This is a genomic window from Bradyrhizobium sp. Ec3.3 (assembly GCF_000472925.1).
Lineage (GTDB): Bacteria > Pseudomonadota > Alphaproteobacteria > Rhizobiales > Xanthobacteraceae > Bradyrhizobium.
The window spans coordinates 359154-380861 of record NZ_AXAS01000002.1 but is presented as its reverse complement, the minus strand read 5'-3'; the positions used below and the strand labels follow the sequence as shown (position 1 = coordinate 380861).

The 21708-nt window shown below is 62.0% G+C and carries 25 protein-coding genes; 13 read left to right on the top strand and 12 right to left on the bottom strand.

What is annotated here, in order from left to right; translation table 11 throughout:
* Positions 1–88: 88 nt before the first annotated feature.
* Positions 89–670, top strand: a complete 582-nt coding sequence (locus YUU_RS0104265; protein WP_156944082.1) for a hypothetical protein — start codon at positions 89–91, stop codon at positions 668–670.
* 39 nt (positions 671–709) lie between these two features.
* Here the strand turns inward: YUU_RS0104265 and YUU_RS0104260 are convergent, their stop codons facing one another.
* The 9 genes from YUU_RS0104260 to YUU_RS60080 all read right to left on the bottom strand — a co-directional run bounded on the left by YUU_RS0104260 (position 710) and on the right by YUU_RS60080 (position 8584).
* Positions 710–1414, bottom strand: a complete 705-nt coding sequence (locus tag YUU_RS0104260) for a hypothetical protein (RefSeq protein WP_027521250.1) — start codon at positions 1412–1414, stop codon at positions 710–712.
* 265 nt (positions 1415–1679) lie between these two features.
* The gene (locus YUU_RS0104255) at positions 1680–2306 is read right to left on the bottom strand and encodes a hypothetical protein (protein WP_035661152.1); all 627 of its coding nucleotides are present in this window, start codon (positions 2304–2306) and stop codon (positions 1680–1682) included.
* 50 nt (positions 2307–2356) lie between these two features.
* A complete protein-coding gene (locus YUU_RS0104250) occupies positions 2357–2554 on the bottom strand; it encodes a hypothetical protein (protein WP_027521248.1) in 198 nt (65 codons plus the stop codon).
* Positions 2555–2808: 254 nt separating this feature from the next.
* Positions 2809–3597, bottom strand: a complete 789-nt coding sequence (locus tag YUU_RS0104245) for a fumarylacetoacetate hydrolase family protein (RefSeq protein ID WP_027521247.1) — start codon at positions 3595–3597, stop codon at positions 2809–2811.
* Positions 3597–4610 carry a 2-dehydropantoate 2-reductase gene (locus tag YUU_RS0104240; RefSeq protein ID WP_027521246.1) on the bottom strand — a complete coding sequence of 338 codons (1014 nt, stop codon included), beginning with the start codon at positions 4608–4610 and terminating at the stop codon, positions 3597–3599. The genes YUU_RS0104245 and YUU_RS0104240 overlap by 1 nt, the downstream gene beginning before the upstream one ends.
* A 110-nt stretch (positions 4611–4720) precedes the next feature.
* Entirely contained in the window at positions 4721–5146 is a 426-nt protein-coding gene (locus YUU_RS0104235; RefSeq protein WP_027521245.1) for a CBS domain-containing protein, read from the bottom strand.
* A gap of 187 nt (positions 5147–5333) precedes the next feature.
* A complete protein-coding gene (gene oxlT / locus YUU_RS0104230) occupies positions 5334–6656 on the bottom strand; it encodes an oxalate/formate MFS antiporter (protein ID WP_027521244.1) in 1323 nt (440 codons plus the stop codon).
* Between the two features lie 261 nt (positions 6657–6917).
* Positions 6918–8207 carry an oxalate/formate MFS antiporter gene (gene oxlT, locus YUU_RS0104225; RefSeq protein ID WP_027521243.1) on the bottom strand — a complete coding sequence of 430 codons (1290 nt, stop codon included), beginning with the start codon at positions 8205–8207 and terminating at the stop codon, positions 6918–6920.
* Positions 8208–8446: 239 nt separating this feature from the next.
* A complete protein-coding gene (locus YUU_RS60080) occupies positions 8447–8584 on the bottom strand; it encodes a hypothetical protein (RefSeq protein WP_198031694.1) in 138 nt (45 codons plus the stop codon).
* Between the two features lie 482 nt (positions 8585–9066).
* Here YUU_RS60080 and YUU_RS0104215 point away from each other — a divergent pair, with 482 nt between their 5' ends.
* The 3 genes from YUU_RS0104215 (at position 9067) to YUU_RS0104205 (ending at position 11799) form a co-directional block, all read left to right on the top strand.
* Positions 9067–9963 carry a DUF1259 domain-containing protein gene (locus YUU_RS0104215; protein WP_027521242.1) on the top strand — a complete coding sequence of 299 codons (897 nt, stop codon included), beginning with the start codon at positions 9067–9069 and terminating at the stop codon, positions 9961–9963.
* 53 nt (positions 9964–10016) lie between these two features.
* Positions 10017–10613, top strand: coding sequence for a superoxide dismutase (locus YUU_RS0104210; protein ID WP_027521241.1), 597 nt, complete (start codon positions 10017–10019; stop codon positions 10611–10613).
* Between the two features lie 211 nt (positions 10614–10824).
* Positions 10825–11799, top strand: coding sequence for a YncE family protein (locus tag YUU_RS0104205; protein ID WP_245287942.1), 975 nt, complete (start codon positions 10825–10827; stop codon positions 11797–11799).
* A 135-nt stretch (positions 11800–11934) separates the two neighbouring features.
* Here the strand turns inward: YUU_RS0104205 and YUU_RS0104200 are convergent, their stop codons facing one another.
* On the bottom strand, positions 11935–12852 hold the full coding sequence (locus tag YUU_RS0104200; protein ID WP_027521239.1) for a transcriptional regulator GcvA: 918 nt from the start codon (positions 12850–12852) through the stop codon (positions 11935–11937).
* A 122-nt stretch (positions 12853–12974) separates the two neighbouring features.
* Between YUU_RS0104200 and YUU_RS60075 the strand changes: the two genes are divergently transcribed.
* From YUU_RS60075 to YUU_RS0104170, 6 genes are all read left to right on the top strand, one after another.
* Positions 12975–13199 (top strand): DUF1127 domain-containing protein, encoded by a 225-nt coding sequence (locus YUU_RS60075; RefSeq protein WP_198031693.1) that lies wholly within the window; start codon positions 12975–12977, stop codon positions 13197–13199.
* 33 nt (positions 13200–13232) lie between these two features.
* Positions 13233–13925: a glutathione S-transferase family protein gene (locus YUU_RS0104190; protein ID WP_027521238.1), complete on the top strand. Its 693-nt coding sequence runs from the start codon at positions 13233–13235 to the stop codon at positions 13923–13925.
* Positions 13926–13997: 72 nt separating this feature from the next.
* The gene (locus YUU_RS0104185; RefSeq protein WP_027521237.1) at positions 13998–14744 is read left to right on the top strand and encodes a sulfite exporter TauE/SafE family protein; all 747 of its coding nucleotides are present in this window, start codon (positions 13998–14000) and stop codon (positions 14742–14744) included.
* Between the two features lie 14 nt (positions 14745–14758).
* Positions 14759–15655, top strand: a complete 897-nt coding sequence (locus tag YUU_RS0104180) for a YncE family protein (RefSeq protein ID WP_027521236.1) — start codon at positions 14759–14761, stop codon at positions 15653–15655.
* A gap of 88 nt (positions 15656–15743) precedes the next feature.
* Complete coding sequence (locus YUU_RS0104175) at positions 15744–17075, top strand: Hsp70 family protein (RefSeq protein WP_027521235.1); 1332 nt, start codon at positions 15744–15746, stop codon at positions 17073–17075.
* Positions 17076–17293: 218 nt separating this feature from the next.
* Positions 17294–18361, top strand: a complete 1068-nt coding sequence (locus YUU_RS0104170; RefSeq protein WP_035661147.1) for an HAD family phosphatase — start codon at positions 17294–17296, stop codon at positions 18359–18361.
* Positions 18362–18868: 507 nt separating this feature from the next.
* Here YUU_RS0104170 and YUU_RS0104165 read toward each other — a convergent pair.
* Positions 18869–19321: a universal stress protein gene (locus YUU_RS0104165; RefSeq protein WP_027521233.1), complete on the bottom strand. Its 453-nt coding sequence runs from the start codon at positions 19319–19321 to the stop codon at positions 18869–18871.
* An 82-nt stretch (positions 19322–19403) separates the two neighbouring features.
* Here YUU_RS0104165 and YUU_RS58350 point away from each other — a divergent pair, with 82 nt between their 5' ends.
* The 3 genes from YUU_RS58350 to rpsU all read left to right on the top strand — a co-directional run bounded on the left by YUU_RS58350 (position 19404) and on the right by rpsU (position 20878).
* Positions 19404–19592 (top strand): hypothetical protein, encoded by a 189-nt coding sequence (locus YUU_RS58350; protein ID WP_156944081.1) that lies wholly within the window; start codon positions 19404–19406, stop codon positions 19590–19592.
* Between the two features lie 697 nt (positions 19593–20289).
* Positions 20290–20496 carry a cold-shock protein gene (locus YUU_RS0104155; RefSeq protein ID WP_027521232.1) on the top strand — a complete coding sequence of 69 codons (207 nt, stop codon included), beginning with the start codon at positions 20290–20292 and terminating at the stop codon, positions 20494–20496.
* Between the two features lie 94 nt (positions 20497–20590).
* Positions 20591–20878 (top strand): 30S ribosomal protein S21, encoded by a 288-nt coding sequence (rpsU, locus tag YUU_RS56070; RefSeq protein WP_084801323.1) that lies wholly within the window; start codon positions 20591–20593, stop codon positions 20876–20878.
* Between the two features lie 158 nt (positions 20879–21036).
* Here the strand turns inward: rpsU and YUU_RS0104150 are convergent, their stop codons facing one another.
* A complete protein-coding gene (locus tag YUU_RS0104150) occupies positions 21037–21708 on the bottom strand; it encodes a 3'-5' exonuclease (RefSeq protein WP_027521231.1) in 672 nt (223 codons plus the stop codon).

Genomic DNA, 21708 nt, shown 5'->3' with positions numbered 1-21708 from the left:
GTGTCTCTACCCGCACACAAGGTACCGTACGACCGCCGGGCTCATGACGCTCTTCGACAAGTATGACCTCAGGCATCATGATCACCTGATGGTGGTCGCCGATCGCCTGCTTGTCCTGGATCGTCTAATGACCGGCCGATACTGGACCATTCCGTCGGCAGTGCACAAGGCGAAGCAGGAAGCCAGCCAGATCCTGAAGCTGATCCAGCGGACATCCTTCCGATCGGGTGCACGGGCGCGCGGTGCCATCGTCTGCTGGGACGAGATCGCGGAAACGGCGCAATACTCGGACTTCGCGCAGCGCCTGCAACAAGCAGTGCTGGGGGACCGGATGCTCGCGGACACGATTCAGGCATTCGTCGAGCAGAGAGCCGGACGCTATGGTCTCGGCGCGTCGCCGGAACGGGAGCGAGACTACGAACGCGAATACCTGCTTTCGGAAGTGTCGATGAGCGTTTACTGCACCGAGATGCTCGGGTTTTCGAACGAGGTGTGGGAGCGACCACCCGGCGCCGACATTCCCGATCCCCTGAAGTTGCTCTATGGCGAACGCCGAGAATTGATCAGACGCGTGACCGGACAAGCCGCGACTCGGGTTCTGACTTTCGTGTTTCCCGACGCCGAGGACAGCGAGCAAGAGGTTTATGAGGAGAGCCGTCCCGAAGCTTAGGGGAAGCAGCCCAGCCAGTCTTGCGCGCGACGCGATTTTCTAGCGATCGGCAGTCAGGCGGAAATTCATCTCGATCTTCGCGGGCGACCCGCCGATCCCGGGGCGCCAGGGCGAATAGCCCGGCGTGGGATCGGGATCGCGGGAGAGATCGATCCGCCAGGTCTCGGTGGGCGTGTCGGGAAGAGTCAGGATGACCTCGCGCCGGCTCGTCTTGTACGACAGCGCGGCGGTCGCGAGGATGACCTGGCGGTCGCCATCGTGACCGTGCCAGCCTTCGCTCAAGGTGACGGGCGCGAAGCCGTGGCTTTCGTCGACATAGATCTGCACGTCGGTCTTGTCAGGCGGCAAGGCCTTGCCGGGCGGCAGGCGGAATTGCAGCTCGAGCGTCATGAAGCCGTGCGTAAGGTAGGGCGAGCGGATCAGCTCGTACCAGCCCCAATAGGCGAGGCCCGCGACGATCAGCACGACAGTCACGGCAAAGGGGTAGGAGATGTGCGTCCGGCTCACCGCGCCCGGCATGTCATCCGGCGGCGCGTTCTCGCGAACGATGCCGAATCTCGTGAACAGCCAGACGCCGATACCGAAGCCGACGAGGCCGCCGAAAGGGCCGATGTTGAAGAACGCCCCCATGGCGATGCCCCCGTCGCGGTCAGGCCCGGACAGCGCCACTACCAGCGCGGCAAGGCCGGACCAGCCGGCGAGTGCGCCGAGGAGACCGGATAGGAGGCCGAGGATGAAAGACATGATTGGTGCGTCGACGTGCTTGCGGTGAGCGGCGGCTATTTTGTCGCTCTGTCAGGCGCCCGGGTTCGAGCCGCAAGACCCGAAAGTACGTCATTCCGGGGCGGCGCGAAGCGCCGAGCCCGGAATGATGCACGGCCGCCTTGCCGGCTCGTGACCCAACTAACGCTCGCGGATATGGATTCCGGGCTTGCGCTTGGCGCGTCCCGGAATGACGAGGAGGCTCGTGGAAGGGCAGGAGGTCCTGCCCAGTGGGTATGAACGCGCGCTACTGCTCCGGCGCGAGCTGGACCATCTGGCGGCCGGCGTTCATTTCCTTCAGTTTGCTGACGTACTCCTCGGGGCGTTGCCAGCGCATGGGGACCTTCAGTCCCATGAACTCCGCGATGTTGCCGATGAAGCCCGTGCAGTTCATGGTCTCGGCGTTCCAGACCGGCGAACTGTCCTGCAATTTCCTGATATAGGCGAACACCCGCTTGGCGTCGGCCTCGTTCAGATAGACGCGGTAGCTTGCCGTCAGATATTCCGGATCGAGGTCGCCATAGCTCGCCCCCGTCTCGGACGGGACCGGAATGACGTGGCCGAGCATATAGGTGAGCGTGTCGCCCGCGGGCGTCAGGCCTGCGACTTCGACGGCGCGCTCGCTGGTCTTGCCGTACCAGACGAAGGCATGTCCCCAGCTTGCCGCGGTCCTTGCTCTGAAGTCCACGTAATAGGGGCCCTTCGCCTGACCGGCCTTGGACCGGGCAGGCGCGTTACGGGGCGCAAGCGCATTCGCGTCAGCGATGCGCTTGCGTGCCTCGTGGGCAGAAGCCGACTGGATTGTGCAAACGAGCGAAAGGACTGCGCATCCCGCTAGGATGCGCAATCCCGATCTCTGACGTGTGATTGCCACGCTTCGCCTTTCAGCCGTCGACAAAAGCAGCTTTGGAGATGCGTGAGGCTTCAGTAGCGCGACACGATGGGGCCGGGCGCCTTGCCGATCGGAGCTTTTCCAATCGGCGATTTGCCGATCGGCATCTTGCCGATCGGAGCCGGTCCCTGCGGATAGACGGGGACGGGCTGCCGGTGCGGCAGATCCGCGGCGCTCGCGGCCGTCGCCAGGGCAAGCGTTGCGCCCATTGCAATCACGATTTTCTTCACTGGTAGTTCCCCTTTGAGATCAGACAAAGCACGGCCGTAGCCCGCCGCGCTCCCCAAGCACCTCGAAGATGCGCGTCGGAATGCGTCCACAGTGCGGCGAACGCGCGGCGCGTTGGAGAAATATGTTTGCTGTGCGTGAGACCTCACACGCGCGTGATAAGCGCAGGATGGGTTTTGCGAGAACTCAAGCAAGCCATCCCGCGGAGGCGCGCCTCCCGGATGTCGCTTCGCTCATCCGGGTTACGACGGTTCGGCTACAGACGAAACTCGTTGGTCAGCTCGCCGATGCCGTCGATCGCGACGGTCACGGTGTTGACGGGCTCCTTCATCACGCCGACTCCGACGGAGGTGCCCACCGCAATGAGGTCGCCCGGAAGCAGGGTCATGTCATGCGAGATCTTGCTGACCAGTTCCTGCGCGCTGAAGATCATGTCGGAGATCGGATAGTTCTGCCGCTCCACGCCGTTGAGGATGGTTCGGACGACGAGCTTTGCGGGATCGAGACCGGTTACGATCACCGGGCCGAACGGGCCGTAGTCGTCGATGCCCTTGGCGCGGGCCCATTGCGCGAAGGTAGGATCGCGGGTGAGGATGTCGTTGGCGGTGATGTCGTTGACACAGGTGTAGCCAAAGATGAAGGCGTCGGCCTCGGCTTTCGAAACGCGGCTGCAGCTCTTGCCGATGACGATGCCGAGCTCGCCTTCATACGTGGTCTTGCCGTCATAGGAGGAGGGGCGGCGGATCACGGCGCCCGGCGTTGTGATGCTGGTGGTTGCCTTCAACAGATACAGCGGCTCCGGCGGCTCGGGCTGATTGAGCTTTGCGGCGAGCGCGTGAAAGTTGTTCCAGAGCGCGACGATCTTGCTCGGCGCGCACGGCGCGAGCAGCTCCACTTCGTCGAGCGCCAGCACTCGGCCGTTCGGCGTGTTGCGGCCGAAAATCTCGCCGTCATGTACCGCGATGCCGCTTGGCGTGAGCGTTCCGAATCCCGTCGCGCCGGCGTGTCGGAAGCGGAGCCATTTCGTCGGGCCGGCCGCGCTCATCACGCCACCGCCTTGGTTTGGGCAGGCGTCGTGACGCCGTCGTAGAGGCCGGCGATCCGGGCGCGCTGGGTGACCATGGCGAGCACGGAATCGAGCGCGGGCGTAGCGATGCCGGTCATGCGGCCCATCTCCTGGACCACAGTGACGAGCGGATCGATCTCCATCGGGCGGCCGCGCTCGAGATCCTGGAGCATCGAGGTCTTGTGCGCGCCGACCTTGCGGGCGCCCTCGATGCGGCGCTCGACGTCGACGCGGAACTTGACGCCGAAAGTCTCGGCGATCGCCTGCGTCTCCAGCATCACCGCACGCGACAGCGCACGCGTCGCAGGATCGGTGCAGATCACGTCGAGCGTTGCATGGGTCAGCGCGCTGATCGGATTGAAGCAGACATTGCCCCAGAGTTTCAGCCAGATCTCGTCGCGGATGCGGTCGAGCACCGGCGCCTTCATGCCGGCAGCGACGAAGAGGTCGGCCAGGCGCTGCACGTCGGGCGTGATCTCGCCCGAGGGCTCGCCGAGCGGGAAATTGTTGCCGTAGACATGGCGGATCACGCCGGGCGCCTCGATCTCGGTGGCGGGATAGACGATGCAGCCGATGGCACGCTCGGCGCCCAGCTCCCGCCACTGCCGGCCGCCGGCATCGATGCTCTCGAGCGTGGAGTTCTCGTAACTTCCGCCGTGCTTGTAGAAGTACCAATAGGGGATGCCGTTCACCGCGGTGACGATGCGGGTACGCGGCCCCAGCAGCGGCTGCATCTTCTCGATCACGCCGGTGATCGAATGCGCCTTCAGCGTGACGATCACGTAGTCCTGCACGCCGAGCTCGGCCGCGTTGTCGGTGCAGCGCGGATGCACCACGTGCTCCTCGCCATCCATGAGCAGCCTCAAGCCGCGCTCGCGCATGGCGACGAGGTGAGGGCCGCGCGCAACGAGGCTGACGTCGGCGCCCGCGCGCTTAAGCTGCACTCCAAGATATCCGCCGATCGCGCCGGCGCCGTAGATGCAGATCTTCATGAAATCCTCGCAGAGGGGGAGCTGAATCGGGAATCTGGGCACGAAGGGTCCCGGCCGGCTCGGATGGTCCGAGCCGGGGCCAGAAGTCGCAGGGGAAGTAGTTCAGCCCGTCAGGCCGCGTGCGGCGTGCTGTCGGTGATCGCGTCGACGGCGGCGGCGATGTCGCGCATGCTGATGACGGAGACGAGGCTGTAGTCGTCGATCACGGGCAGGTGCCGGATGTGGTGCCGGTTCATCAGATGCCGCACGTGCTCGATCGTATCGGAGGAGGTGCAGGAGACGAGCTGCTGCACCGAGATGAGCTGCGAGACCTTGACGTTGACGCTGGCCGCGCCGTGCTCGGCGACGGCGCGCACCACGTCGCGCTCGGTGAACATGCCGACGGCGGTGTTGCCCTCGGAGCGGACGACGTCCTTGACCACGAGCGCGCTGATGTTGTTGGCGCGCATCAGCTTCGCGGCAATACCCACCGTTTCGTTCATACGCACGGTCACGACGCGCGACGTCTTCTTGCGCAGAATGTCTCCGACCAGCATTGCAACCTCCCTGGGTGAACGATCTGGAAATAGTCTGGTATACATTATGCCAATCGTCAAGCACTGGATTTGGCGCATCCGAAAAATCTTGCGGCAGCAATGCTGACGTTTCGCATGCGCCAACCAGCAAAAAGAAAGGGGCGCAATACTGCGCCCCTTTTGGCCGATGCGAAAGCGTTTGCTCTCGCTACGCCGTCTCGGTCTTAGCGTTGCCCGTTGCAGCCTCGATCGTCGCGGCTTCCTTGCCGAGGATGAAGGAGCGCCGCAGCGGCTTGATCACGAACACCGCCATCAGCGCCGCCGTCGCGTTCAGCGCGACTGCAACGACGAACACCGCCTTCCAGCCATAGGTCGCCGAGATCACGCTTGCGAGCGGCACCAGCAACGAGGCGGTACCCTTCGCAGTGTAGAGCATGCCATTGTTGGTGGTTGCGAACTTCGAACCGAAGGTGTCGCCGCAGGTTGCCGGGAACAGCGAGTAGATCTCGCCGAACACGCCGAAGTACACTGCCGTCGCGAGCACGAACACGATCGGCACGTGACCATAGGCCGACAGCGTCAGCAGCATCAAGGCGGCCGTGCCGAAGGCGATGAACATGGTGTGCTCGCGGCCGATATTGTCGGAGACCCAGCCGAAGAACGGACGGCCGAAACCGTCGAAGATGCGATCGAGCGAGATCGCGAAGGTCAGCGCCGCCATCTGGAAGCCGGCGAGCGTGACCGGCGTGTTGGCGATGTTGAAGTCGTGTGCGATCGGCGCGATCTGGGCAGCGGTCATCAGGCCGCCGGAGGCAACCATCACGAAGACCACATACATCACCCAGAAAATTGGGCTGCGCAGCACCTGCGGCGGGGTGAAGTCGATCTTGGTCTGCGGCAGGTTGAGCTTCTTCTTCCTCGGCGGCACGAAGATCGACGGCGGCTGGATGAAGAAGGCGAGCACGAAGACGATCACGCCCTGGCCGATGCCGAAGGTGAAGAACGCGGTCTGGTAGCCGCTGGAGGCGATCATGCTGGCGATGGGCACCACGGTGATCGCCGCGCCCGCACCGAAGCCTGCGGCGGTCGCGCCGGCGGCAAGGCCGCGACGGTCGGGGAACCATTTCAACGCGTTGCCGACGCAGGTGCCGTACACCGCGCCCGCGCCCATGCCGCCGACGACTGCGGCGGCGTAGAGAAAGGTGAGCGAGTCAGCGTAGGAGTTGAGCACCCAGGACAGGGCGATCATCACGCCGCCGAACATGATCACGATGCGCGGGCCGTATTTGTCGACGAACCAGGCCTCGATCGGCACGAGCCAGGTTTCGGTCACCACGAAGATCGTGAAGGCGAGCTGGATCGCGGCGCGGCCCCAGTGATGCTTGGCATCGATCGGATCGACGAACAGCGTCCAGCCATATTGCAGGTTGGCGATCATCGCCATGCAGACGATGCCCATCACGAGCTGGAGCCAACGGAAACCACTTCGAAGAGGCGCGGCCGTGACGGCGCCGTCCGTGCTGGAAATCATCAACAACCTCCCAACGCGCTGCCTGTTGTTACCCGGCGTCGGCAAGACGACGGAGTGTCGCAAATCTTGTGGCGTATGGTCGCAAGCGCGGCGCGGAGCTTGGTATACCATATCCCAGAATGCAAGTCCTATCTTGCGGTGCGTCGCAGCAAAATGCGCTGGTTCCTTCGGATTATGTGAAGTTGGAACTATTCTCTAAAAACGAAACGCCCGGCCCCCAAAGGGGCCGGGCGCAGTGCGCGAGATTGGAAGGGTGAGGGCTTAGGCGGACGCCTGCGCGACGACCGTCTTGCGCCAGGGTTTCAGCACCAGGATCGCAAGCAACGAGGCAAGGATGTTGGCGCCGGCCGCGATGATGAACACGTTGTCCCAATGGCCCGAGGTCTGCTGCACATAGTTGGCCAAGGGAACAAGGAGCGCGGCCGTGCCCTTCGCAGTGTAGAGCAGGCCCGCATTGGTGGTCGCGAACTTAGCGCCGAACGTGTCGGTGCAGGTCGAGGGGAACAGCGAGTAGATCTCACCCCAGGCGAAGAACACGAAGCCCGACAGCAACACGAACCAGACGGGATCGTGGCCCCAGAGGTAGAGCATCCAGATGCCGATGCCTTCCATGCCGAAGGCGATGAACATCGTGTTCTCGCGGCCGATCATGTCGGAGATCCAGCCGAAGAACGGACGCGTCAGGCCGTTGAGCACGCGGTCGATGGTCGCTGCGAACGTCACCGCCGTCATGGTCATGCCCATGAGCGTGACCGGAATGGCGTCGACCTTCCAGTCGACCGCGATCGGCTTGAGATTCGCCGTCACCATCAAGCCGCCGGCGCCGACGATCATGAACATGAAGTACATCAGCCAGAAGATCGGCTGGCGCAGCACTTCCGTTGGCTGATAGTTGCGCCGGCTCTGCACGAGCGCGGCATTCTGCACCACGTTCGGCACCTGGCCCGGCTTCGGCGCGAGCAGGAAGAAGGCGAGGATGCAGATGATGATGCCTTGGCCGAGGCCGAAATAGAGGAAGGTGGACTGGAATCCCGAGTCCTTGATCATCGCCTGGATCGGCGCGACCGTGAGCGCGGAGCCGGCGCCGAAGCCGGCCGCCGTGAGGCCGGCGGCAAGACCGCGCTTATCCGGAAACCATTTCAGCGCGTTGCCGACGCAGGTGCCGTAGACGGCGCCGGCGCCGATGCCCGCGATGATCATGCCGAGATAGTAACCGTTCAGCGTGGTGGCCTTGGCGTTGATCATCCAGCCGATCGCGCAGAGCACGCCGCCGACGAGGACGACGATGCGCGGACCGTATTTGTCGACGAACCATCCCTCGACCGGCACGAGCCAGGTCTCGAACAGCACGAACAACGTAAACGCCCACTGGATCGAGGCGCGATCCCAGCCGAATGTTTTCTGGATGTCGGGGACGAAGAACGTCCAGCCATATTGATAGTTCGCGATCATCACCATCGCGGCGACGCCGATCGCGAGTTGAGCCCAGCGAAAGGTGTCGCTGACGCGCGCGGCCGTTGGGGCCGTTGTTGCGTGCACCATGTCCGTCATGAATCCTCCAGATGCGCTTCTCTTTTTTGCGAGCGCTGTAGAGGCATTCTTGTATTCATTATGCCAAGCTTCAAGCGCCCGACGGCTCACCGTGCGCTTATGCCGCAACCTGCTTGTGTGGAGGTCGCGCAACGAGCCGTATGCGCAAATAGAAATGGCCCCGCGCAGAGGGGCCATTCATCGAAAGTCGCAATTCGGGAGATTTAAACTCGGCGCGACAATTCGACGCGCTGAAGGTCTCAGAGGCCGAAGCGCGGCTGGTCGCCGTTGCGGATGGAGATCTCGGCGCTTGCCATCAGCAGGCGGTCGATCGCGGCCACGAGGCGGCTGATCAGGGAGCTGGAGGGCTGGAGCGCGACGGCGGCGGACTTGGACATCGGAAGTTCCCTTTCTCAAGACGGTCAGTATTGCTGTCTCATCCTTGAAAGGCAATCTATGTATACCAGATGCCAACGGCAATCGGTTTGTTTGCATAGCAGCATTCGGCATCCCGCATTGCAGCATAGAAATCCCCTAAAGCAGCTGTTTCGGGCATAAAGCTGCGAAAATGGAGCAAAACGGGGCCGTTTTCGTTGCTGTAGCCGTCCCCAAGCCCGATCGGCTCCACCCAGGTTGACGCCGTGGGGCGACAGGGTCTTTATTCGCCTGACGGGGATGTGCGATCTCCCCGTGAGGCGACATGCCCAAGAATCGCGTCCTGACTTCGCAAGGACGCCGCATGTCAGCTCCCATCCCGATTTCACCAGACAAACGATCTCGACTTGCCGGCACCACGAGCGCGCCGGCGCACGTTGAGGCGCGCTGCCTCCGCGGAGCGGCGCCTGTTGCCCTGGGGCAGGACACAACCAGGAGAACAATCATGCGCAAATCCATCATCTCTTGTGCGGCACTGCTGTTGATGGCGATCAGCGGACTTTTGCCCGCGCGCGCCCAGGACATCGACTGGCAAAGGGTCGATGACACGCTGGGACGAAAGCCGGCAGTGGCCGGCGACGTGCATCGTTACGGCTTTCCGCGCAGCGATCTTGCCGTGACGCTCGACGGCGTGGCCATCAAGCCGGCGCTTGCGCTCGGTGGCTGGATCGCGTTCAAGCCCGCGCATGGCGGCGCGATGATCATGGGTGATCTGGTGCTGCTCGAATCCGAGATCAATCCGGTGATGTCTAAGATGATCGCGAGTGGGCTCGAGATATCAGCCGTGCACAATCATCTGCTGCGCGCCAATCCTATGACGTTCTACATGCATGTCGCCGGACATGGCGATCCCGTTAGACTTGCCACGTCCATCCACGACGCGCTCGCCGAGAGCAAGACGCCGCTCACCGTCGCCGCGCCGTCGAGTCCGCCGCCCGCGGTCGATCTCGACACGGGGCAGCTCGATCAGATCATCGGCGTCAAGGGACAGGCCAACGGTGGCGTCTACGCGTTCACCGTGCCGCGTCGCGATCCCATCAGCGAAGGCGGCATGCCGCTCAATCCCGTCGGACCGCTGGGAGTTGCGACCGGCATCAACTTCCAGCCGACCGGCGGCGGCAAGGCTGCCATCACCGGCGATTTCGTGCTGACAGGCGAGGAGGTGAACCCGGTGATTGCGGCGCTCAAGTCGAACGGCATCGAGGTGACCGCGCTGCACAGCCACATGCTCGACGAGCAGCCGCGGCTGTTCTTCATGCATTTCTGGGCCAACGACGACGCGGTCAAGCTCGCCAGGGGCCTGCGCGCCGCGCTCGACAAGACCGCAAGCACGAAGAGCTGAGGCAATGGTCGCAAGACCGGTGACGGGACGCGATAGCGCAAAGGAGTCAGGCGATGTCTTACCAGGCCAAACCGATACCGTTCGATCCAAAGTCGATCAGCGGCATCTCCGAAAAAATACTCGTGAGCCACTACGAGAACAACTACGTCGGCGCGGTGAAGCGGCTCAACGCGATCGGCGCGCAGCTTGCCGAGCTCGACTTCGCCAAGGCGCCGAACTTCGTCATCAACGGCCTGAAGCGCGAAGAGCTGATCGCGTCGAACTCGATGATCCTGCACGAGGTCTACTTCGACGGCCTCGGCGGTGCGGGCGGGCCGAGCGGCGCGCTCGCCGACGCGATTGCGCGCGACTTCGGCAGCGTGGAGCGCTGGCGGACGGAATTCGCGGCGATGGGCAAGGCGGAAGGCGGTGGTTCGGGTTGGGTGATACTTTCCTATTCACCGCGCGACAGGCGGCTCATCAATCAATGGGCCGCCGACCATACGACAACGCTTGCCGGAGGTCGCCCGGTGCTGGTGCTCGACATGTATGAGCACGCCTATCACATGGACTTCGGCGCTGCGGCCGCCCGCTATGTCGACGTCTACATGGAGGCCATTCGCTGGGACAACGCCGCCAAGCTGTACGAACAATACGCGAGGGAAACCTGAGGAGGAACGCGTGAACGAACAAAGGGGACTCGACCCGCAATATCCGGGTGGCGGCCGCTGACGAAAATGTCTCGCCGGCAATCCGCTGCTGATCGCGGCAACCGCAGTCGTCGGCTTGATCTCCTATCCGATCCTGCGATGAGGCTGAGTGAGGGTGCACTACTCGAACGCAACGGGGGCGACGATGTCCCATTGGTTCAGGAAATTGGTCGTGGCGTTGGCCGGCGTCGTGCTGGGCGGCGCTGCGACGTCCGCTCAAGCGGAAGAGAACGGCCCCCTGCAACTCGAGGCCAAGATTCTGTTGGGCAAGGTGCGTGGACGGATCGATCACTTGGCAGTCGACCTGAAGCGACAGCGGTTGTTCATAGCCGAGCTCGGCAACGACAGCGTCGGCGTCGTCGATCTCGCAAGTCGCAGCGTGATGTGCACGATATCCGGGTTGAATGAGCCGCAAGGCGTTGGCTATGAGCCAACGACCGATACCCTGTTCGTCGCCAATGCCCGAGATGGCTCGGTGAAGCTGTTCGATGGCAACGACTACAAGGCGAAGGGGCAAATCGAGCTTGGAAGCGATGCTGACAATGTTCGCATCGATGCCGCTGCCCAACGGGTCATCGTCGGCTACGGCGATGGCGCATTGGCGATCGTCGATGCTTCGAGCCGCAAGAAGGTCCGGGATGTGCCGTTGAAAGCGCACCCCGAAAGCTTCCAGATCGAGCCGGAGACCGGTCGCATCTTCGTAAACCTGCCTGACGCCCACGCCGTCGCGGTGATGGACAGCCATTCGGGGAAACAGCTCGCCAATTGGCCGATGGACAAAGGCGGGAATTTCGCGATGACCGTCGATTACAACCGAAACCGCGTCCTTCTGGTGTTCCGCAGCCCGGCCGAGCTTGCTGTCCTCTCCTCGACAGACGGCAAGCCCGTCGCCAAGGCCGAAACCTGCGGCGATGTCGACGATCTCTTCATCGATGCAAAGCGTGAACGCGTCTATGTGAGCTGCGGCACGGGTTATGTCGACGTGTTTGAAATCGACGGCGCGACCTATCGGGGGACCGCGCGCATACCGACCGCGACAGGTGCGCGAACTTCACTGTTTGTGCCGGAGATGGACCGTCTGTTTGTCGCCGTCCGTGCGGGCTTCGCCGGGTCGGCAGCCATATGGGTGTTCAAGCCGATGCCGTGAGGTCGATTTGTCGGGAGGCAGCACATGTGCAAAAGCGACGAAGGTTTCCGGGAATGCCCGAAGCGCCTTGCACCCGACTTTGCCATCGGGCGGCGACCGCTTGCTTGGTCCGCTCCAGCGTTGGCCTATCGCCCCTTATCGCCGAAGCGCCGATTTAAGGCGGCGTGCATCCTCTGCCGCTTCCGCCAAAAGCCAGTTTCGGAACGTCACGATCTTCGGCACGTTCGACGTCGCTTTGGGGCACACAATCCAATACGTCTTCGACAATGGAAGCGAATTCGGAAAGGGGCGTATCAACCGGCCGTTGATCAGATCCCATGCGGCCAAGGTCGTTCGCGCCAGCGCAATGCCCTGCCCATTGATGGCGGCATCAATGACCATGCTCGCTCGGTTGAGAAGCGGTCCATGTGTGACCGCGCTCTCATCGACTCCGGCCTCCCGCAGCCAATGCGTCCAATCCGCCCGGCTGTCCAGATGGATCAGAGGAAACTTCAGGATGTCCGTGGGCTCTCTGAGTCTGCGGCGTCCCAAGAGCAGCTTCGGGCTGCAAACTGCAAAAAGCCGCTCGCCGCTCAACTGGACGGTATCGAACCCCGGCCAGTTGCCGTCGCCGTGCCGGACGGCAAGGTCGACGTCCTCGCGCGCGAAGTCCACATGATGCAGCGTTGCCGAGACGCGGAGATCGATGCCGGAGTGCGCTTCGGCAAAATGACCGAGACGATGCACGAGCCATTTGGCGGCGAAGTCGGGCGAGGTGCTGACGGTCAGAACACCGGCGTTCTGACGTTGGAGAAGTCGCTCGGTGCCAACTGCAATCCGGTCCAGGGCGTCGCGCACGACCGTGAGATAGTCGCGCCCCGCTTCCGTGATGACCAGACGCTGGCGTTCACGATTGAACAGCTTGAGTCCGAGCCCCTGTTCGAGCGCCTTGACCTGCTGGCTTACCGCACCCTGCGTAACACAGAGTTCCTCGGCAGCGCGCGTGAAGCTTTCGTGCCGTGCGGCGGCTTCGAACGCTTTCAGGTTGTTGAGGGGCGGCAGGCGCGGGCGCATCGTGCGACTAACTTCATAAGCTAAGCTAGGGCAGGGACGAGAAAGGATGGTTTGCCGTCAGCCTGCCGGCGGAATTATTGAAAGGCTCCAGATCAACATTTCATGAGTTTTGGAGCTTGTCGATGTCAACCTCGACCATTCGTGTGGATCGCCATGGTTCGTTACTTCATCAGAAAAAGTGGGGCACCGGCGCCGGCCTGGCCTGGCGTCGAATTTGCCTTATGCGGGCGCGACACAGACAGCGCAAGGCGCTCCGCGATCTCGCTGATGATCCCCATCGGCTCTCGGACATCGGCATGACTCGCGAGCAAGCACTGCAAGAGGCCGACAAGCCCTTCTGGTGGTGACGTCCGATCAACCGCCCATCGAGTGAGACTACAATGCCCGATCCGATTGTATATGGCTTCCCGCGAAGCACTTACGTCAACATCGTTAGGCTTGTGCTGACGCACAAGGACGTGCCGTATTCCTTTCATGACCTTGAAGCGGTGATGGGCAAGCCGGAGCATCTGGCGTTGCATCCGTTCAACCGTGTACCGATCCTGCAGCACGGCGGTCTTACGATCTACGAGACCAGTGCGATTGCCTCCTATGTAGACGAGGCGTTTTCCGGGCCACGCCTGACGCCGCAGGACGTCGGTGACCGTGCCCGCATGAACCAGTGGATCAGCGCGGTCAACTCCTACTACTACCCATACATGATCTATCATGTGACGCATGAACGGCTCGTCTTTCCCGAGCTTGGCATCGCATCCGATGAAAAGGTCGTGGCGCATGCGCTGCCAAAAGTCGAGCTTGGGCTTGCCGTCCTGGAGCGCGAGCTATCGCATGGGCGGGAATATCTGATCGGTGCCGAGATCACGCTTGCGGATTTCTTCATCCTGCCAAGTACCTTCGCGTTTAGCCTGACCGAGGAGGGCCGCAAGATGTATCCGCAATTCCCCGCCTTTTGCCGGTGGCGCGAGCGAATGGAAAGCCTGCCCACAACGAGGAAGTTGCGGGCAATTCTACCACCTCGAGCTCCCATTGATCATGCCCGCGAATGGGCCAATTCGCACCGGCCGAAATATTGATGCGTCACGCTGTCGGCGCGGCTCCGAATGGTCTGGATCAAGAGATTTCGAAGCAGCGTTGGGAGGCGACTTATGGATGGACTTGTCTTCGCGCTGTTTGCGCTTGCCGCGCTCGTCGGCGGCTTCGTCAGTGGCTTCTCCGGCTTCGCCATGGGCCTCGTCGTATCCGGCGTCTGGCTGCACATCATCACGCCGATGCAGACCGCCACGCTGATCGCGGGCTATGGCCTGCTCACGCAAGGCTACGGCATCTTCAAGCTGCGGCATGTGCTCGACCTCAAGAAAGCCTGGCCGCTAACGCTCGGCACCGTGATCGGCATACCGATCGGCGTCAGCATCCTCGCCTATCTCAACCCGGCCCACCTGCGGTCCGGCGTCGGCGTCCTGCTGATGCTCTATTCGATTTGTGGCCTCACGCGGCCGGTGTTCGCGCCGATGAAGATCGGCACCGGGGCGGACATCGCGATCGGCATCTCCAACGGGCTGCTCGGCGGCCTGACCGGGCTCGGCGGTATCATCTCGACGATCTCCTGCCAGTGGCGCGGCTGGCCCAAGGAGGTGCAGCGTGCTGTGTTTCAGCCGGTGCTGTTCGTGGCCTTCGTGGTGATCTCGCTGTCTCAGGCCGCAGCCGGGACCATTACCAGGGATACGCTTGTGCTCTATGCGCTGGGCGTGCCGTTCATGGTCGCAGGCCTTTGGTCGGGCTTCAGGCTGTTTGGAAAGATCGACGACGATACCTTCCGCAAGACGGTGCTGGTGCTGCTGCTGTTCGCGGGATTGTCGCTGATCGTCTCGGTGCTGCCGTTTGCCTTTCGCTAACTCGTGAGGACACCGTGCCGCTGAAAACCCTTGGCGTCATCGCCATCCCCGGCGGATTGAACAGCGACTTCGATCACGCCGCCTTCGATCCCAGAACCCGCCGCGTCTTCATCGCCCACACCGCGCGCGATTGCATCGAGGTGATCGATCACGACGCGCACACGCACATCGCAACGCTTCCAGGCTTTCCGGGGGTGGCAGGTGCGGTCGCCGATGACGGCGAGATCCTGACCACAAACCGCGGCGCAGCCACGATCTCCTGGCTGGACGCTGCGACCTACGAGATCAAGGGCGTCTTCCCGTCGGGGCCGCGGCCGAACGGCGCAGCGATCATTGGGCGTAAGGGGATCGGCATCGGCGCCTGCATCGGCGATGCGCAGCGGGGACCGACGCTGCAATGCATCGATCTGAATGAGGTGACGCAGCGCGCGATCGATCTGCCCGGCCGGCCGCGCTGGTGCGTCACCGACGACGCGGCCGAGCGGGTGTTTCTCTGCATCCGCGAGCCCTCGATGATCCTGACGGCCCGGCTACCCGATCTCGGCGACGTCGTGCATTGCCCATTGCCATCAGGCGGTGCACACGGTCTCGATATCGATCACATCAGCCGCCGGCTTTACGCCGCCTGCGATGACGGCGAGCTGGTGGAGGTCGACATCACGTCTGGAAAGGTGACCAACGCCTGGCCTATCGCAGGCCCGCCCGACGTGACCTTCTTCAACCCGGCGACCGGCCGTGTCCATGTGGCAATCGGCGAGCCCGGTGTGATCGAGACGATCGATCCGAAGACGGGTGCGCGATTACGGACCACGACCGGGAAGGGGGCGCACACCACCGCGATGGTCTTTCCCGACCAGCTCTACGTGATTTCGCCGCGCCATGGCGCAGTCTTGGTCTTGGCCGACGGATGACGGCATTTCAGTGGATCGGGGTCTTGGCAGGGCGATTCAAAGCCGCTAATGGTCTGCCCCCTTTTCCAATCATCTGTCAGAGTGGTTCATGTCGAGCGCCTCGCCCGCCGTCTCGATCGGCATCGATTTTGGGACCAGCAACACGGTCGTCGCGCTCGCGACGGACGATCGCCGGGTCGAGGCCATCCGCTTCGATCATGGCGGACAACGCCACAGCGTCTTTGTGTCGGCCCTGTGCTTCTGGGAGGACCGGCCGGGAAGCGGAGCCCAGGCTGAAGGCGGCCCGTGGGCGATCGAGCAGTTTCTCGAAGGACGCCACATCTACCGCTTTCTCCAGTCGTTCAAGACCTTCGCTGCCAGCAGCAGCTTCAATTCCACCCAGGTGTTCCGGCAGCGCTACAAGTTCGAGGATATTCTCGCGGCGTTCCTGCGAACGCTGGCGCGCCATGGCGGTGACAAATTCGGCTTCGAGGCTGCAAGCATCACGGTCGGCCGCCCTGTGCGCTTTGCCGGGGGCAATCCCGACGAAGCGCTGGCGATGCAGCGCTATCGGGCCGCGTTCGAACGCCTGGGCGCCGGCCACGCGCGCTATGTCTACGAGCCTGTGGGAGCGGCGTTCTCCTTCGCCCGTCGGCTGGAGCGCGATGCCACCGTATTGGTTGCGGATTTCGGCGGCGGCACGAGCGATTTCTCCGTGATGCGTTTCTCGCGAACGGGGGGCAGCTTGCGGGCGGAGCCGCTCGGCCACGCCGGCATCGGCATCGCGGGCGATACGTTCGACTACCGCATCGTCGACCACGTCGTCTCGCCGCGGCTGGGCAAGGGCTCCAGCTTCCGCTCGTTCGACAAGGTGCTGCCGATCCCCAGCGGCCACTACACCAACCTCGCGCGCTGGCATCAACTCGCGATGATGAAGAGCAACGGCGATCTGCGCCAGCTCCGGGAGCTTGCGCGCACCGCGCTCAAGCCCGCTCTGCTCGAGGATTTCATCACCATCGTCGATCTCGACCTCGGCTTTTCGCTGTACCGCGCGGTGTCCGACGCCAAGGTCGCGCTGTCGGCCCAGGATCAGGTCGATTTTCGCTTCAATCGCGGCGGGGTCGACATTGGCTCGACCATCACACGGAAAAACTTCGAAGCCTGGATTGCCGACGATATCGCCCGGCTCAGCGCGACCATCGACAAGGTGCTGGGCGAGGCCGGCATCACGGTGCGCGAGGTGGAAAAGGTGTTCTTGACCGGCGGGACATCCTTCGTGCCCGCCGTCCGGCGGTTGTTCGCCGAGCGGTTCGGCAACGAACGGCTGATGTCGGGAGATCAGTTCGAGTCGATCGCCTACGGCCTCGCCCTGATCGGGCACAGTCCCGACCCGGACCGCTGGGCCGCTAGTGGCGGACTCAAGTCGAGAGCGGGCGCCTGAGCATCGGCCCGCGGTCACGCGGCTTCCCAAGACTCGAGTTCATCAATCCGCGTCGGCTTCGGTCGTAAGCAGACATGCGGCCGCAAGTTGGTCGAGGTCTGCCAAGACCCGAGGCCGACATTCATTGATTTAGATCAATTCGCAATCGCGTCATTCTGTCTCTTGGCGCGGCGGGGGCGGCGCTTCGATTATTTCGGGCAAGTCGCAGGAGGTCCAAGATGAAGCCCAACAAGTCGTTGTCTGGCATCAATCGCCGCGTGCTGCTTTCAGGATTTGCGATGGTTCCGGCCCTGTCCGGTCTCTCCCTTTCTGCATCCGCACAAATGCGGTCGACACAGGACGAACCGTTGGGTTCTTGGAACGAAGGGCCGGCGAAGAAAGCGATCCTTGATTTCGTCCGTTCCACGACCGATCAAGCCAGTTCCAAATTCGTGCCGCCCGAGGGGCGTATCGCCACCTTTGACCAGGATGGCACGTTATGGGTTGAGCACCCGGTCTACTCGCAGGTTGTTTACTGCTTGGACAGGGTGCCAGCCTTGGTCGAACAAGACCCGAAGCTCAAAGACGTTGAGCCATTCAAGACGGTCCTGTCGGGAAATCGCGAGGCAATCGCCAAGCTCTCGCTACATGATCTCGAAAAAGTCCTCTTCGCCACGCTGACCGGCATGTCAGTGGACGACTTCGACGTGGACGTAAAGAAATGGGTGACGAGCGCAAAGGACGGACGCTGGAAGCGACCCTACACCGACCTCATCTACCAACCCATGCTGGAAGTGATGCAGTATCTGCGCAGTAACGGCTTCAAGACCTACATCGTGACCGGCGGCGGTCAGGACTTTGTGCGTGTTTACAGCGAGCGTGTCTACGGCATTCCGCCCGAGCAGGTGGTGGGTACGGCTGCTGGCACGAAGTTCGGATACCAGAAGGACGGCACGCCGTTCCTAACCAAAGAGCCCACGTTGCTTCTGAACGACGACAAGGCTGGGAAGCCCGAAGGCATCCATTTGATGATCGGCAGGCGGCCTCGAGCGTCGTTTGGAAACTCGGACGGCGACCGGGAGATGCTTGAATACACGGGCGCTGGCGACGGTGCGCGGCTGATGATGCTGGTCATGCACGACGACGCGCAACGCGAGTACGCGTACGGACCAGCACAGGGACTTCCCGAGACCAAAGTGGGCGCGTTCAGTCAAGACCTCTATGAGGAAGCGAAGAAGAAGAACTGGACCGTTATCAGCATGAAGAACGACTGGAAGCGCATCTTTGGGTTCGACGGAAACGGTTGACGTCCGTTTCTGGCCTTAGCTGACCACGCTCAGAACGCTGCGACGTCTGTTGTCGGAAGAGGAGCGGACGGGGGCGGCAAGGCTAACGATGTGCTGAATGGACCTTGCGCGAATGGATCTAAATCCTAGGCGCAGTAGAAAACGGCCCGGAGGGTCGGGGAGACTTCCGGGCCGAGCGTCTCCTCCACTAAAGACCCCTCGTGCGGCGAGGAGGCTACGCTTCGATGGAAACACCACGGTGCAACAACCGCAGAACACGCGCCGCTGCAAATATCTTCTTGGTAAGGCAGATTAACTCGCCGCAAGCTTCATCCGTTTTGGGTTCGAAAGCGGTCGCGGGCTACCGATGACAAGCGCTGCCCGTCCGCGCCCCAAATCCGAAGGATACCTGCGCTCAGGCGTCCCGCGTGGACCCAGCGCGCAGTGTCCGCCAAAGCATGATCCGGACAAGTGCGAAGCGGCTTTCCGGGAAGGCGCGATGACGGTTCATCCCAATCTCATCGCGCTTTAGTGCACGACCAGCACCGGCACGCTTCCGTCGGCCAGGACCTCCGATGTTTGGCTCCCCAGGAATAGCTTCCTGAGGCCGCGACGCCCATGAGAGCCCATGACGATTAGGTCGCAGCCTCCAGACTTTGCTGTTTCGATAATCGTAGTAGCTGGGTGCGCATTCGGAACATGCAGGAGTTCTACGGATATCCCGATCCGCTCCGCCATAGCTCGAGCTTCATCGAGCACTTTGCCCGCACGTTCCTTGCAGGCTGCGTCAAAGCGATCAAACTCTTCCTGTGAGGGAATCCACCCTCCGGCGTGTCCGCCGCCATAGTCGACCGGGAGCGGTTCCGTTACGGTGATGACTGTCACTTTGGCGCTCAAGGCCTTTGCCAAACCAATCCCATGCTCAATGCCTTTTTTCGCGACATCCGATCCATCCGTGCTCAAGAGAATATTGGCGTACATTTGGAGGCTCCCTTGCTCGTCGAATATTTCCCCCGCTTTCGCAGGCGGTCGCACGCCGCGATCTTCGTCAGCTTGTGCGCTGATGCACATCCTGTTTGCCGGTATGCGCCTTTCAGGGGAAATGGTGGGGTTCTATCAGAAACATGACCCCGACGCAGAGCAGCACGCCGGTCACGAAGCCGATCAGGAACCCGAAAAAGAATTCAGTTTTCATCGAGGTGATCATGGGAGGCCCGACGCGCCGCTGCTGATCATCGAAGAAGATGCCTGAGTGTTCCGGCGTTTATGTACTTACCAGAAATGATCGACCCTCGCCATGCATCGAGTGCCACTCCGGCGTTCGACCGGAACGAGCTCGAGATATTCGTCGCAAAACGCGTGGTCGGGACGTGCATCGACGGCTGTTTTGTGATCCGGGGCCGCGAAATCATTGGGTCCCTTATTGGATTTTCCCCACCCCGGCGCGAATCATTCTGACCTTGCGTGCCCGAAGCAACTGGGACGGCCGTCTCTGGCGGGCAATTGTCTTTAGGGACAATTGCAAGCCTCGGTTCTGTCGCCTTTTATGGGAGGGCATATCGGCAACCCGATAGGCATCGCTCCAACGGTCCCGTAGCGGCCGCCCGTTGTGGGACCGTTGGTGCGGATCGGGTCGGCTTGCCGATCATCACGGACGAACGGCGGCGAATCCTCACTAAGACCTTTGGCGTTGGAGCAAGCGAAAGACCCCCTAAAGCGGAAGGCGCTCTCACAGAGAGCGCAGCGATGATCGAGGCGTACATTTAAGCACCGACGGCAAAAGTCATCTCGCGCCATAACATCTCCTGAAGTGAAGTCGGCTCGGCCATGGTTGAAGCCGCGAGTCTGGTTGGCGCTCATGGCGTTGGGCTGTGGCAGGGTGAGCAAAAGTCGCGGTCCTGCCTCGGACAGTGAGCAGATCCACCAGCAAAGAACAAGGAAGTGATAATATGGCGACGGGTACGGTGAAGTGGTTTAATGGTCAAAAGGGGTTTGGATTTATCGCTCCGGATGATGGCGGCAACGATATTTTCGTTCACATCAGCGCGGTCCAACGCGCGGGCCTTTCTGGCCTGGCAGAAGGCCAAAAGGTCTCCTACGAAGTCAAGGTCGACCCCAGGCGTGGCAAAAGCAGCGCAGAAAACCTGAGGGTCTGACGCGTCCACTGACGATTGATCTCCAGCAGAAATTGCCGAGGCGACTGGGCTGCGCCTTCCCCCAGAGGACGCAGCGACAAGGAGCTATGACGAAATGCAAGTCTTCGTTCGCGACAACAATATCGAACAAGCACTTCGAATTCTAAAAAGGAAGATGCAGCGCGAAGGCGTGTTCAGAGAAATGAAGCGGGCGAGCTTCTATGAGAAGCCCTCGGAAAGAGCGGCGCGCGAAAAGTCCGAAGCCGTTCGTCGTGCTCGCAAGCTGGCTCGGAAGCAGGCTATCCGAGAAGGATTGATTGCCGCCTCGGTCAAGAAACCCGGCGATAGGCGCCAGAGCCGCGCGCGTCCCAGCGTTGCGCCGACCAGCCCCAAAAAACCATGACGAAACACGGCCGGGGTCCTGTTTGGTAACGGTGCGACGTCCCGCTCGTGTTTCACACAGGCAGCTACGGCAGCTTTCTGTGCACGTGAGCATCACAGATGCTGATGCGCAGCGGCAACCGTCCGCTTTCGCGGATCGAGCTGAAGGCTTGGCCCAGGTTATGCTCCGATCGGATTGAAAACGGGGCTGGTGCGTTGGCGTTCGATCCGTATGCCGCGCTCGGCGAGGTCGCGTAGCTGCAGGAACATCATTGCGGTCATCAAGGCGTCGTCAAAAGCATCGTGCTGTGCAAGCGGAGGAATTTTGAGGTCGCGGAGGATCGCGGCGAACGAGAGATCGATCGAGGTGTTGGGCGGCGCATCACCGTATTTGCGCTCGTAGTAAAGTCGTGAAATTTCAATCCGCTCGTTCGGCAGTTCGATCCCGACCAGCGGAAGGATGTATTTGTCCAGCATGGCGATGTCGAAGTCGACGTAGTAGCCGATGAGCGGGCGCGGCCCGATGAACCGGAGAAAACTCGGCAGTACTTTCCAGACGATCGGCGCGGCCTCGACATCGGAGTGACGCAATCGGTGGATCTTGATTGCTTCGGCCCCCATCTCGCTGTCCGGGTGGACGACGGCTTCGAAATGCTCGCTGGTCAGAATCCGATTGCCACGGATCCTGATGGCCGCAATGGTGACGATGTCGTCCGTCCGCACGTTGAGACCCGTGGTCTCGCAATCTATGACGACAAAGTCATCGTCCGGAGCCCGATCGAACATGAATCGATACGACTGATCGCTCAGGGTCGCCTGATGGAGCAATCGTTTGATCGCACGTGGCAACAT

What these genes read in the sequence shown, in the direction of transcription:
- YUU_RS0104265 (WP_156944082.1), top strand. Translation starts at nt 89, where the DNA reads ATGGTGGTCGCCGATCGCCTGCTTGTCCTGGATCGTCTAATGACCGGC.
- YUU_RS0104260 (WP_027521250.1), bottom strand. Translation starts at nt 1,414, where the DNA reads ATGTCTTTCATCCTCGGCCTCCTATCCGGTCTCCTCGGCGCACTCGCC.
- YUU_RS0104245 (WP_027521247.1), bottom strand. Translation starts at nt 3,597, where the DNA reads ATGAGCGCGGCCGGCCCGACGAAATGGCTCCGCTTCCGACACGCCGGC.
- YUU_RS0104240 (WP_027521246.1), bottom strand. Translation starts at nt 4,610, where the DNA reads ATGAAGATCTGCATCTACGGCGCCGGCGCGATCGGCGGATATCTTGGA.
- YUU_RS0104235 (WP_027521245.1), bottom strand. Translation starts at nt 5,146, where the DNA reads ATGCTGGTCGGAGACATTCTGCGCAAGAAGACGTCGCGCGTCGTGACC.
- oxlT (WP_027521244.1), bottom strand. Translation starts at nt 6,656, where the DNA reads ATGATTTCCAGCACGGACGGCGCCGTCACGGCCGCGCCTCTTCGAAGT.
- oxlT (WP_027521243.1), bottom strand. Translation starts at nt 8,207, where the DNA reads ATGACGGACATGGTGCACGCAACAACGGCCCCAACGGCCGCGCGCGTC.
- YUU_RS60080 (WP_198031694.1), bottom strand. Translation starts at nt 8,584, where the DNA reads ATGTCCAAGTCCGCCGCCGTCGCGCTCCAGCCCTCCAGCTCCCTGATC.
- YUU_RS0104215 (WP_027521242.1), top strand. Translation starts at nt 9,067, where the DNA reads ATGCGCAAATCCATCATCTCTTGTGCGGCACTGCTGTTGATGGCGATC.
- YUU_RS0104210 (WP_027521241.1), top strand. Translation starts at nt 10,017, where the DNA reads ATGTCTTACCAGGCCAAACCGATACCGTTCGATCCAAAGTCGATCAGC.
- YUU_RS0104200 (WP_027521239.1), bottom strand. Translation starts at nt 12,852, where the DNA reads ATGCGCCCGCGCCTGCCGCCCCTCAACAACCTGAAAGCGTTCGAAGCC.
- YUU_RS60075 (WP_198031693.1), top strand. Translation starts at nt 12,975, where the DNA reads ATGTCAACCTCGACCATTCGTGTGGATCGCCATGGTTCGTTACTTCAT.
- YUU_RS0104190 (WP_027521238.1), top strand. Translation starts at nt 13,233, where the DNA reads ATGCCCGATCCGATTGTATATGGCTTCCCGCGAAGCACTTACGTCAAC.
- YUU_RS0104185 (WP_027521237.1), top strand. Translation starts at nt 13,998, where the DNA reads ATGGATGGACTTGTCTTCGCGCTGTTTGCGCTTGCCGCGCTCGTCGGC.
- YUU_RS0104175 (WP_027521235.1), top strand. Translation starts at nt 15,744, where the DNA reads ATGTCGAGCGCCTCGCCCGCCGTCTCGATCGGCATCGATTTTGGGACC.
- YUU_RS0104170 (WP_035661147.1), top strand. Translation starts at nt 17,294, where the DNA reads ATGAAGCCCAACAAGTCGTTGTCTGGCATCAATCGCCGCGTGCTGCTT.
- YUU_RS0104165 (WP_027521233.1), bottom strand. Translation starts at nt 19,321, where the DNA reads ATGTACGCCAATATTCTCTTGAGCACGGATGGATCGGATGTCGCGAAA.
- YUU_RS58350 (WP_156944081.1), top strand. Translation starts at nt 19,404, where the DNA reads ATGCACATCCTGTTTGCCGGTATGCGCCTTTCAGGGGAAATGGTGGGG.
- YUU_RS0104155 (WP_027521232.1), top strand. Translation starts at nt 20,290, where the DNA reads ATGGCGACGGGTACGGTGAAGTGGTTTAATGGTCAAAAGGGGTTTGGA.
- rpsU (WP_084801323.1), top strand. Translation starts at nt 20,591, where the DNA reads ATGCAAGTCTTCGTTCGCGACAACAATATCGAACAAGCACTTCGAATT.
- YUU_RS0104150 (WP_027521231.1), bottom strand. Translation starts at nt 21,708, where the DNA reads ATGTTGCCACGTGCGATCAAACGATTGCTCCATCAGGCGACCCTGAGC.